The organism is Pseudoalteromonas nigrifaciens, from assembly GCF_002221505.1.
Lineage (GTDB): Bacteria > Pseudomonadota > Gammaproteobacteria > Enterobacterales > Alteromonadaceae > Pseudoalteromonas > Pseudoalteromonas nigrifaciens.
This window is the reverse complement of record NZ_CP011036.1, coordinates 1,966,452-1,978,431: the sequence shown is the minus strand read 5'-3', so window position 1 is coordinate 1,978,431 and position 11,980 is coordinate 1,966,452. Positions and strand designations below refer to the sequence as shown.

The 11,980-nt window shown below is 40.6% G+C and carries 11 protein-coding genes; 6 read left to right on the top strand and 5 right to left on the bottom strand.

The window, feature by feature from the left end; translation table 11 throughout:
• Window positions 1–2: 2 nt before the first annotated feature.
• Window positions 3–1,307 carry a serine--tRNA ligase gene (gene serS / locus PNIG_RS09585; RefSeq protein ID WP_058373536.1) on the top strand — a complete coding sequence of 435 codons (1,305 nt, stop codon included), beginning with the start codon at window positions 3–5 and terminating at the stop codon, window positions 1,305–1,307.
• A 477-nt stretch (window positions 1,308–1,784) separates the two neighbouring features.
• On the top strand, window positions 1,785–2,435 hold the full coding sequence (locus PNIG_RS09580) for a GIY-YIG nuclease family protein (protein WP_089368368.1): 651 nt from the start codon (window positions 1,785–1,787) through the stop codon (window positions 2,433–2,435).
• A gap of 74 nt (window positions 2,436–2,509) precedes the next feature.
• Here the strand turns inward: PNIG_RS09580 and PNIG_RS09575 are convergent, their stop codons facing one another.
• Window positions 2,510–3,517: a reverse transcriptase domain-containing protein gene (locus PNIG_RS09575; protein WP_244181029.1), complete on the bottom strand. Its 1,008-nt coding sequence runs from the start codon at window positions 3,515–3,517 to the stop codon at window positions 2,510–2,512.
• The gene (locus PNIG_RS20165; protein ID WP_244181028.1) at window positions 3,514–3,864 is read right to left on the bottom strand and encodes a reverse transcriptase family protein; all 351 of its coding nucleotides are present in this window, start codon (window positions 3,862–3,864) and stop codon (window positions 3,514–3,516) included. The genes PNIG_RS09575 and PNIG_RS20165 overlap by 4 nt, the downstream gene beginning before the upstream one ends.
• Window positions 3,865–4,558: 694 nt before the next feature.
• On the opposite strand from PNIG_RS20165, the gene PNIG_RS09570 reads away from it, so the two are divergent.
• Window positions 4,559–4,990, top strand: a complete 432-nt coding sequence (locus PNIG_RS09570) for a hypothetical protein (protein WP_089368367.1) — start codon at window positions 4,559–4,561, stop codon at window positions 4,988–4,990.
• A 172-nt stretch (window positions 4,991–5,162) separates the two neighbouring features.
• Entirely contained in the window at window positions 5,163–5,597 is a 435-nt protein-coding gene (locus tag PNIG_RS09565) for a hypothetical protein (protein ID WP_089368366.1), read from the top strand.
• A gap of 250 nt (window positions 5,598–5,847) precedes the next feature.
• Here the strand turns inward: PNIG_RS09565 and PNIG_RS09560 are convergent, their stop codons facing one another.
• Window positions 5,848–7,038, bottom strand: a complete 1,191-nt coding sequence (locus PNIG_RS09560; protein WP_089368365.1) for a PQQ-dependent sugar dehydrogenase — start codon at window positions 7,036–7,038, stop codon at window positions 5,848–5,850.
• Here PNIG_RS09560 and PNIG_RS09555 point away from each other — a divergent pair.
• Window positions 7,023–7,463 (top strand): hypothetical protein, encoded by a 441-nt coding sequence (locus PNIG_RS09555; protein ID WP_058373532.1) that lies wholly within the window; start codon window positions 7,023–7,025, stop codon window positions 7,461–7,463. The two genes, PNIG_RS09560 and PNIG_RS09555, sit on opposite strands and share 16 nt — an antisense overlap.
• 104 nt (window positions 7,464–7,567) lie before the next feature.
• Here PNIG_RS09555 and PNIG_RS09550 read toward each other — a convergent pair whose 3' ends face one another.
• Entirely contained in the window at window positions 7,568–8,767 is a 1,200-nt protein-coding gene (locus tag PNIG_RS09550; protein WP_086998656.1) for an Nramp family divalent metal transporter, read from the bottom strand.
• Between the two features lie 301 nt (window positions 8,768–9,068).
• Complete coding sequence (locus tag PNIG_RS09540) at window positions 9,069–10,331, bottom strand: valine--pyruvate transaminase (RefSeq protein WP_089368364.1); 1,263 nt, start codon at window positions 10,329–10,331, stop codon at window positions 9,069–9,071.
• A gap of 531 nt (window positions 10,332–10,862) precedes the next feature.
• On the opposite strand from PNIG_RS09540, the gene PNIG_RS09535 reads away from it, so the two are divergent.
• Window positions 10,863–11,945, top strand: a complete 1,083-nt coding sequence (locus PNIG_RS09535; RefSeq protein WP_041454718.1) for an endonuclease/exonuclease/phosphatase family protein — start codon at window positions 10,863–10,865, stop codon at window positions 11,943–11,945.
• The last annotated feature ends 35 nt before the right edge of the window (window positions 11,946–11,980 follow it).

Sequence of the window (11,980 nt, the reverse complement as noted above, 5' to 3'; positions counted from 1 at the left end):
ACATGTTAGATTCTAAATTTTTACGTCAAGATATCGAACAAACTGCAGCACGCTTAGCGGCTCGCGGTTACGAACTCGATGTAGCGACGGTCACGGCACTTGAAGAAAAACGCAAAACATTACAAGTAAAAACGCAAGAACTTCAAAGTCAGCGTAATGCAAGCGCAAAAGCAATTGGCCAAGCTAAAGCCAAAGGCGAAGACGCTCAACCGCTACTTGATGCAGTTGCTAACTTAGGTAGCGAACTAGACGCAGCAAAAGCGCAGCAAGATGTAGTATTAGCCGCAATTAACGACATTGCCTTAGCAATTCCAAACTTGCCAGACGAATCAGTACCTGCAGGTAAAGACGAAGACGACAACGTTGAAATACTAACGTGGGGCACTCCTAAAAAGTTTGATTTTGACGTGAAAGATCACGTTGATGTAGGCCAAGACTTAAACGGCTTAGACTTTGAAATGGGCGTTAAAATTAGTGGCGCACGCTTTACTGTAATGCGCGGCCAAGTAGCGCGTATGCATCGTGCATTAACGCAATACATGCTAGACACCCACACAGACAAAAACGGTTACACAGAAATGTACGTACCGTACCTAGTAAATAGCGCAAGTCTATACGGCACTAGCCAATTACCTAAGTTTGCGGGCGATTTGTTCCACACGCTAGGCCTTGTAAACGACGATGGCGAACAGCAATCAGGCTTTAGCTTAATCCCTACAGCAGAAGTACCACTTACTAACAGTGCACGCGATGAAATTTACGACGAAAGCGATTTGCCAATTCGTTTAACCGCGCACACGCCATGTTTTAGAAGTGAAGCCGGCAGCTATGGTCGCGACACTCGCGGCTTAATTCGCCAGCACCAGTTTGATAAAGTAGAACTTGTACAGCTGGTAAAACCAGAAGACTCAATGGCAACGCTTGAAGAGTTAACAGGTCATGCAGAGCAAATACTACAAGAGCTTGAACTACCGTACCGTAAAGTAATTTTATGCATGGGCGACATGGGCTTTGGCTCAGCTAAAACCTACGACTTAGAAGTATGGTTACCAGCGCAAAACACCTACCGCGAAATTTCATCATGTTCAAACATGGTAGATTTTCAGGCGCGCCGTATGCAAGCACGTTTTCGCCGTGAAGGGGCTAAAAAGCCAGAGTTACTACATACACTAAATGGTTCAGGCTTAGCCGTTGGCCGTACACTCGTAGCCATACTAGAAAACTACCAACAAGCCGATGGCTCAGTAGTAGTACCAGAAGTATTACGCCCATATATGGGCGGCCTTGAAGTGATTGGTAAGCAATAAAATAAAACTTAAGCTTTAAGTCAGGTTTTAGGCTTATGAGCTTAAAAAGAAAGCCGCTGTTAATTACAAACAGCGGCTTTTTTATTATAGGTTAAAAGTAAAAAGGTTCAGCTAATATGTAGGGCGTGCTTTAGCGCGTTACAGTTATTTGCCAAAAAATATGCGCCTGTCCTTTTTACTTGTAGCGTTTTAAATGCATTTGTTCAGAAATCATAGTTAAAAAAGATGATTTCATAGTGTTAACCTCTAAAAAACAAACTGCTGTATACATAGACAGTTAATCGGGTTTTGTCCAATAACATTATTAAAAGTCGTTTTGGGGTATTGTAACAACGGTGATTTTATAACATACGTAATTACTTGTTTACATTGTAGTTATTTAGTGGAATTATTGAGCTATGTAATATACGCCGTTTTGGGGTGTTATAAACCCCCAAAGTGGTGTTCAATAAGCTGTTAGCACTATCCGAGGTTCCTGTGAAAATTGAGAGAATTCGTAAATGCGAACATGGAAAATTTATCGCTGATATACACCTCGAGAATGGAGAGTACTATTTCACAACTGAACATTTTCCAACTTTTAAAGAAGCCGAAGAATGGGTAACTAATTGGTGTGATTGGGCAAATAAAGTTTCCCTTGGATCTATTGATAGTATTTATTACGTAATTCAAGTTCCTGATTCATGGGCTGGTCCCCCAAAAAGTGCACACCCCTTACACGGTTTATTTATAAAAATAGGACGTTCAAAAAATGTACTTCAACGTTTGCAAAACCTCCAAACAGGAACATATGGGGAATTGATTATTGGCGCTTTAGAACCCGGAGGTTCTGCTCGTGAATCTGAACTGCACAAAAAGTTCTCACACCTTCGACGTCATGGTGAATGGTTTTCTTGTAACGAAGAGCTTTTTCTACATGTATTTCGTACGTGGTATAGGAATAAAATGCTTCCGCCTGAGCATCAGCAGCAAATTATAACGTTGGGAGAAAGAAGTAATGCATATCGATATATGCGAGATATTATTGGTGGAGCACCTGATACAGTAAATCCATCACTTGACGATGAATGGCACGGTACAACTTTTGTTGATCTTGTATATAGTTCTTTGGCAAAGTCGTTAAAATAGTGCTAATCGGGTAGCCGGAGGTCTCTAACCTCCAGCCCCCACACCACCCATCATGCGGGTCCGCAATGGGCGGTTCATCTCCCGTAATGAATATTGATCCAAATATCTTTCAATGACACTAAACCTTGTGATGCTAAATAGTCATTACCTAGCGCAATGTTAATTCCTTTTGTTTTTGAGCTTCTACAAGGGCCTTTACTGGTGATACCACAGGCTATGGCGAGTCGCTCGCTAACACCCAATTTCATTAAACTGCGTACTTTGGTGCGAGGTTTACGCCATTGCCGCCAGTAGCACATTCTTATCCTACGACGGATCCAATGATCTAAATCCACTGTTAGTTGATAAGCGTTGGCTATTAGGTAGTAGTGTCCCCAGCCGCGTAAATACTGCGTGAGTTTATGAATTTGTAGGGTCATTGAGATCCCCCAGTTGCGGTTAGTGAGTTCTCTTACATTTGCTTTAAATTTCTTTAGCGCCTGTTCGTGGATCTGCACTTGAGCGTAACGGAATGTGAACCCGAGAAATTTCGAGCCTGATACGGGACCGACTCGACTTTTCGATTCATTCACTTTGAGTTTTAATCGCTGAGTGATAAACGCAGTAATTTCCCGTTGGATTATGAGTCCTTCGCTTTTCGTTTTTACTAAAATGATTATGTCATCAGCGTAACGTGCAAACTTAAGGTGTTTGTAGGTTAGCTTCTTATCTAATTCATCGAGTAAAATATTGGAAAGTAAAGGGGATAATGGCCCACCTTGAGGGACTCCTTTGGTTGACTCAAACCACAGACCCGTTTCGCGCTCTGCGATCCCCGCTCGGAGGTATTTACCAAGTAGGCGCATGAGTGCTTTGTCTTTGACTTTACGACCAACACGATTCATCAGCATGTCATGGTTTACTTCATCAAAGAACTTAGACAAGTCAATATCAACTGCTGTTTTATAACCTTGTTTAACACAAGATTGAACATGATTTACTGCTTGGCTGGCTCTTTTATGAGGGCGATAACCATAACTATGTGGTGAAAATAGAGGCTCAAAGTAAGGGCTAATCACTTGAGCAATAGCTTGTTGGATCACTCTGTCGATAACAGAAGGGATCCAAGCATTCGCTCACCGCCATCGGGTTTGGGTATCATCACGCGTTTGACTGGCAAGGGTTGATAAGTGCCGCTAAGTAATTGTTGTTTAATACCCAGCCAATGTAACTTAGCGAAGTGATTAAATTCCTCAATACTCATATTATCAATACCCGCAGCCCCTTTATTGCGCTTAACATGTTGCCATGCTGCACCAATATTGTGGTTGCTCAGTACCCTTGCCATCAGGTCACGATCTGTTTGGTTGTATTCATTCGAGGTATTATTCACAGTCGAACGCTGTTCATCACTATCACAACACGGTGATCTATGTGAATTCAAGTTCATTTGTAGTATCTCCTCTGGTTAAGATGTTCAGGCCTTCACCGTGTCCCCTCCATTACGATGGGCGTTTGGCTACTATGCCGTCTGCTGACTTCTGATAAATCACTCTAGCGATTACTCGATAAAGCGCGTCGAAACTAACGCTTGTTTACTGCTATTTCGCTCGCTGTAGGTCGCAGCAACCAAAGCGCCAAGGGTTGAACAACCAGTCCCTAACTGGTAATCTCCAAGCGTTAGCGCGGATGCGTGTTTATCAGATCTCCCCGAATAAGGTGCATCGACTTTCTCTGCACAACTGCATCATTTACGGTGGCCGTTAGATCACATGACTTCGCTATCTTGTGCTAGCTCGTCTCCAGCCTACGCCTCATATGATGTTTTTGTTCATCAGCTCACAGATTTGCTAGCGGCTTCCTCTAGACTATCTCTCGCGATTTAGCCCTTGCCATTCGCTAGTAGTTATCGTTTAATAACAGTGTGTTATTTAAACGGTGATCTTCCTACAGAGGACTTTCACCCCATAAGTCAATGCCCATGTCGGGCGTACACAAGACCTTTAAACGGACAAAAAACAGTTTGCTGTTTTCACTTCGTTCAACATTTTAGCAAACAATTTTTTGCCGCTTAAGGTGGCGTTAGTTTTATTTCATTATTACTCTATATCCGAGTGTAAGAGAAAATATCTATAGGAAGTTATATGCTTTTTAAAACATTCTTGAGGATTTTTGGTTCTAGAAGTGTAATGTTTTCTTTTGGATCTATTGTTGCCATCTCTTTATTGGGCATAATTCATTTAGCTCTTTCTTTTTGTTATAATAACTTCAATTGGTTAGGGGCGTTCGGTGCATTATTAACAGTCTATTCTCTATTGTTAGGATTCACGCATTCTGTCTACCCTGACTTCGAAAAAGACTCCGAGGATCCTGTGTTAAATAAGGGTCACCAATGGGTTGAGCTTCCAACGGTAAAGGGCGCATTGGCTGACGTAGTGTCAGAAGAATATGCGAAAAAGACAAATAGTGAACACCGAGAGGCAATAGCTAATAAATATAAATCGTTGGTTAATATTTATTACATATCTATATTGGGCACCATTTTGTGGGCTTACTCTGGTTTTATTAAAATATAAAACTAACAAGCGCATTAAATCTGACGTCACACATTGTCCGATTTTTTGCTTAAAAGAAAAGTAAAATAGGACAGGCACATTTTTACATACAAGAACAAATAACAGTTAGCGAAGTATTATATTTATAGTTGAACTCTAGCCACCAATAATTGATTAAATAAAGGGTATTAAAATGGATAAAATGTCAGTTAACATAACATCTAAACCTTTAGAAACTTACCCGAAAAAACAAATTTTAAAGGTGGTGGCTGATGACGATTCTGAAAAAGAGACAGTGCAAAAGGGAGTGGCTCAAGGCGTCCAAGTAGATATATCTGAAGAGGGGGCGGAAAAAAGTCTGGCAGATAAAAATCAAGCGGCGTTTCGCAAGTTATTAGGTAATGAAGATGTAGATCAAGCATCACAATCTGAAGGTGACCCCCTTGATGAACTAATTGCTGAAATACAAGAGAAGCTTGAAAAACTACTGCAAGAAACTGCATTGTTACGCAGTAAAGATGATGAAGAGTCGCAGGCAAAAGTGAAGGTGCTAGAAGGTGAAATTACCGGGCTTAATATTCAACTTATTGAATTATTAAAACAGAAATTAGAATCGGGTAAAAACTAGGTGTAAAGCTCCTGTAATTACCTTTAATACATTTTTCGGTTACTGCATAACGCGGTAAGTCGGGTTGTTTCTAGTAAACTCATCACTTTTGTCGGATGGCGTGGCTTCGCCACTTATCCGACTTACGTCAAAAGGTAGGTTGGTTAAGCCGAAGGCGCCACCCAACAGAGTTATTAAACCTATTAAAGCGGCTTACTAAAAGGCGCTATCCCCCCCCCTAAAAGCGAAGTCTCTCTAACCCTCTTGTGAACTAATTTGATTTAACTAACATCAGCTTTGCATCTTCCCCATCGGTTAATATTGCTACATTACCTTTAGTGGTTACAAACACATCTCTTAATCGGCCTGTGGCCTCTGGGAATATATGAGACTGGGTAAATTCACCATTAGCTAAATTTACAGCGTAGAGCTTTTTATCAACCAAAGTCGTAATTAACACATGTTTTTGTAGTGAAGGGAAAGCCGCGTGCTTAGAGCCGTAATACGCCATGCCAGATGGGGCTATTGATGGCGTCCAATTAACACTTGGTTTTTGCATGCCTGGGTATTGCGTAAAAGGTGAAATACGCGCTTGCGAATAATCCCTACCGTAAGTAATTACTGGCCAGCCATAATTGGTGCCTGCGGTTAAGTAGTTTAGCTCGTCGCCGCCTGCGGGGCCGTGTTCGTGGCTAATAATTTGCTGTGTATCGTAATCATATACAAGGCCTTGAGGGTTACGGTGGCCAAGTGAGTAAACAGCATGGGCATTTGGGTTTGTATGGTTAATAAATGGGTTATCTGTTGGAATACTGCCGTTTAAGTTTATACGTAATATTTTACCAAGCTGGCTGGTAATAACCTGTGCTTGCTCTCTAAAGTCAAAGCCATCGCCCGTTGAAACTAATAACGTATTGTCGGGTAGTACAAGGGCGCGCCCAGCGTAATGTTGTGGTGTGTTTTTATTGGTAGCTACTTTATAAATAATTTGCGGCTTTGAAAAACGAGTACCATTAAAGGTGGCTTTGGCAACAACAAGCCTGTTTGCGTTGGCATCGCCTTGGGCGTAGGTAAAAATTACTTCTTTGGAATTGCTATAATCTGGCGATAATACTATATCGAGTAAGCCACCTTGGCCTGCAAGGTATAAGCCCTCTAGGTTTAGTTTTACTCTTGATTGCGCATTATTTTTAATTATAACTACGTGGCCATCGCGCTCTGTAATTAACCATGTACCGTTTGCTAGTTCAACCATGCTCCACGGAGACTGTAATTGTGTAGCAAGGGTTTTTGTACTGTATTGCTTTTTTGGTAACGCAGCGCCTGCATTAACAGAAAACGCAAAAAGCGAAAGCAGAGTAAAAAAAGAGATACATTGTTTACGGGGTAAGCCTTTGCTAGCATGGCTTATATAAGAAAAAAACTTTATTTTAAGTTGAGATAACCATGTCATTTTTAACACGTATATTGCCCTCATTTTTAGTTTCTTGGTTATTTACATTCACACTTGCTAGCTTGTTTCATAGCCAATACGTTGTCAATCAATTAGTTAATGTAGGTGTTGTAGTGGGCTTTAGCGACCGTGTTAGTTTAACACTGGATGATTGGCTGGGCTTATTACCCACCTATGGCGCTATTATTGCCATTGCATTGGCAATCGCTTTTTTAGTTACGGTGCAGCTTAATAAAAAGGTTCAAAAATACCGTACTCAGCTATTTGTTATTGCTGGCATTGTGGCATTTGCTATGGTGTTAATTGCCATTGAATCGATTATGAATATTCATATTATAGCGGGCGCAAGAGGTTGGGGGTTTTACACTCAATTACTTGCAGGTGCGGCCGGTGGCTATGTGTTTTCACGCTTAACAAAAACAAATATTATCTGATTTTAATTACTGCAGGATACAGGTAAGGTTTTTATAATAGTGAATAAGGTAAAAGCCACTGTTTTTAATAAACAGTGGCTTTTAATTAGATGTTTTTAGTTTAATTAAAAAATCAAACTAATCAGCTTGTAGCTGCTTAAGCCAAATATAAGCAGTAATATAGGCACAGTGATAAGGTTTAATAACACAGAATTGGTGTAATTGCCCATCACCGCTTTTTGATTTACCAACCAGAGTAAATAAACAGTAATAATAGGCAGTAATAAGCCATTAGCAGCTTGGGCAAAAATGATCACGGCAACCGGATCTAACCCCAAAGAGGCAACAGCTGCGCCAAACAATAAGATAACCAGTGCTACCGATTTGAAACGGCTACTTTGCATTTTGTTAGACCAACCAAGCATTCCGCAAACTGCATAGGCTCCCGCTAAAGGAGCAGTAATTGCACTAGTTAAACCTGCAGCAAATAAACCAATAGCAAAAAAGTAATGGGCAGCGCCACCTAATAATGGCTCAAGCTGTACTGCCATATTTGCTGCGCTAACTTTACCTGCGTCGGTACCATAAAAAGCCACCGAGGCGGTAGATAAAATAGCCAAAGTGATCACTCCACCTAAAGTGATTGATAAGCTGGTATCGATATTTGTTTGCTTAATTATTTTACGTTTATCGCTATTATTGTTGTACTTTGCTGCGAGCACTCCTGAATGCAAAAATAAATTATAAGGTACTATGGTGGTGCCAATCAGTGCAAGTACAGTGGTAACAGAGCCCTCAGGCATAGTAGGAATAAAACCCGCTAGTACTTGGCTTATAGGCGGAGCAGCCATAACTAAAGTAGAAATAAACACTAAGCTCATTAAAATCACTAATAAAATGAGCGCGTTTTCTACCACTTTATGTTTTCCGCTGTACAGTAACAATGCGCTAATAAAAGCAATGAGCGGCGTCCATATTTGCGCATTTATTGTCGGAAATATCTTTATTAAACCCATGCTAGCGCCACTAAGGTTACCCGCTTCATAGGCGGCGCTGCCCACGCCAATGGCGCTTATTACCAAAAAGCTAGCGAGCACTTTAAGCACTGGGGTATGAATATGCGCGCGCAGTGCTTGAGCAAGATCTTTGCCTGTTGCTACGCCAAGGCGAGCAGCCATAGATTGTAATAATATAGTGGCTATTACTGAAAAAAGTAATGTCCAGATAAGTGCAAAGCCAAAGTTTGCACCTGCTACGCTAGCAGTCGTTATGGTGCCTGGTCCTATAAAGGCTGCGGTGACTAGTAGTCCTGGTCCTAATCGCATAATTTACCTGTATGTTGGTGTTTAAAGTGTGCACCTGTATGGGCGCGCGTTTTATTACTGCCACTTAGTAAGCGTTTGCAGCCTGAACTACCTTTTATGCTACCCGCTAGTAAATAGCGTGTAAAAAAGGTCGCGTAGAATAACAGTTTATATATAAATTTAAAGAGTATAGCGCGCGTTTGCACAAAAAGAGTACAGTATTACAGAGGTAAATAAGGGATAAAGGCAACACTTGCTCAATAGCGTGCCGTTATAGTGGATGTTAAGTTATAGCCAAAGCGTAGATAGCATAAGCATTAATTTACGCCATTAAATACTTTATGGTTTGTAAACCTTTGCGTAGTGTTGCTTCATCGGTTGCATAGTTAATGCGAATACACTCGTGCTTGTGCGCCCAGCTATCGTCAATGCCAATAAAAAAGTTGTGTCCAGGAATTACATACACATCTTGCTCTTTAAGCTTTTGGTATAGTGTTTCGCTTGTTATTTTTGCATCTTTAAACCACAGCCACATAAAAAATGCGCCTTCAACTTTATGCAAGTAAACACTCATATCGGCAAATATTTCATCAAACAGTTCAATCGCTATTTGTGCTTTATTACGATAAAAAGGCAACACAACATTACGACACAGCGGCAGTAGTTCGTCGTCGTTAATTAAACGGGTAACTAAGCTTGGGCCTATACTATTTGGCGATAAAACCATGCTGCCATTTACGCGGCCAATTGCTTTAATAATTTCATTGTTTGCAACCACAATACCGCTGCGTAAACCCGGTAAGCCAAGCTTTGAAAGCGACATACATAAAATTATGTTTGAGTTCCAGGTTAGGTTTGCGTCGGTGTAAATACAGCCCGGGAATGGATCGCCATATGCGTTATCTATAATGAGTGGAATGTTGTATTGCTTAGCGAGTAAATCAAGGTGTTTTACTTCATCATCGGTTATTACATTACCGGTTGGATTGGTAGGGCGCGATACGCACAGCGCGCTGATACTGCTGTCGTTTGCTAATATTTTTTCAACCGCTTTAAAATTAATAACGTATTTAAATTGTTTAGATGTGCTACCGGTATTTAAAATTTCGATATCGGGCTTTATGGCAACAAACATATCGTCCGATAAACCTTGGTCGGCATAACCTACGTATTCTGGCGCGAGGGGAAATAAAATCTTTTTATGGCTGCCATCAGGCATTTCGCCTGCAAACATATTAAACAGCACAAAAAAGTTAGCTTGGCTGCCATTACCAAGTGCTACGTTATTGGCGCTTATATCCCATGCATATTTTTTACTTAGTTGGCTTGCTAATGCAGCTCTAAACTCGTCGTTACCGGTTGGGCCGTCGTAAAGGCCAAATACTTGCGATACTTTATTACTGGCAACGAGCTTTTGTAACTCACTTAAAAAAACCTCATTTACTTGTGGTACTAATGCAGGGTTACCGCCACCAAGCATAACAATATTAGGATTGTTACTGCTTTTAGCACTGCCTAAGTCTTCCATTAACTGAGTAATGCCGTTGGGTTGTGTAAATTTAGTGCCAAAGTTTGAGTAGTTCATAATACATAGCGTTTGTTGGTAATGGAAAGGGCAGTATAGCCTAAATAAAGGGCTAAAATAGTAAGTTGAGAATTATTCAATGCGTAGTTTTAAAGGTTGTTACTGCAACCTCATTGCATACAAACATAATAAAGCAGTAATAAAATAGGCACTGTGCTTTTTGGAGATATTTGTAAAAGATGAGGGGGTTTTTGGTTTTAATAGCGCGTAGCGATACTCAAGGGTAAAAACAAAGCGTACGAATACGTAAGCAGCTAAATTTGTAATGCTATTGTTTGATGTATGAAATTGAATTGATTTGCCATGTATGATCTTATTTTTACAAGTTTACTTAAATAGCACAGGTTTTGACCCCCCCCCCTAAAGCCTTAAAAACGATAAGCAATAGGGTATACTGCTATTACATACTTTTACGTATTCATTTAAGCAAGCATTAGGGCTAATAACTCAGCGATGTTTGTTATTTTAAAATGTACAGCAGTGGAACCTCTTTTGATAAAAAACACTCAACTAAAAATAGCCACATTTAACTTGTTTAATTACCTTGAGCCACCCAATGCATACTATGAGTTTGAGAAAATTTATACCGCGCAACAGTGGGCTAAAAAGCAGCAGTGGATTATTGATTATTTAACAGAGCACGCACCTGATGTGATTGGTTTTCAGGAAGTGTTTAGTATTGAGTCGTTACAAGAATTAGTACGTGGGCAAGGTTATGAGCACTTTGCAGTGGTAGATACGCCCGAGGTGATTGACGACTTTATTTATAAACGACCCGTAGTGGCAATTGCCGCAAAATATCCTATTGTTGAAGTGGCTGCGGTGCAGCACGATAATGAACTTGTAGCTACCCTTGGGCTTAGTGCTGATTTTACATTTAGCCGCAAGGTATTAAGAGCCACAGTAACTTTGCCGCACATAGGTAATACCGATTGTTATGTGGTGCATTTTAAATCTAAACGCCCAATGATTGAGGTTGATGAGCACAATAAAGCACTTTCGCCCGAAAAGAACATAATTGAGATTTTAAAAGCGAATGTAGCGGGTGGCTGGGGATCAACTATTCAGCGCGGCAGCGAAGCCACATTATTAATGATACAAATGATTGCGCGCCGCGAAGCTACGCAGCAGCCTATGATTTTAATGGGCGACTTTAATAACAGCATAGCTGATGGTGTGTTAAGCCACATGCTTACTAATACACTGCGTTTTGCACCTGCTTTTGACGCTAAAACTTACCTTGCTAAATATTGTTTAAATGATGCATGGGACTTATTTACAAAGTCGCAATTGGCAAGTGCTGAGTCACAAGCACCAACAGACGACTTGCGTGTTGATGGCCATATAGCGAGTGTTGTAATTGAGCAAGGTGATGCAAATAATGTAGCTAAGCCAGCAACTCCACGCACGCCAACCCATTATTATGGCGCGAGCAGTTCAGTGCTTGACTATATTTTATTGTCTAGTGAATTTGATGCCAGCTACCATGATAGCTTTTTTGAAGTAAGTGACTATAACACTTACGATCGGCATTTAATTAACCCAGTATTTGAGCGAGACGATTTAAGTACCGACCATGGGGTGGTTATAGTTAGTTTAACTTTGAGGTCGTAGGCTATAATTTTAATGATTAATATTGCTAATAATAT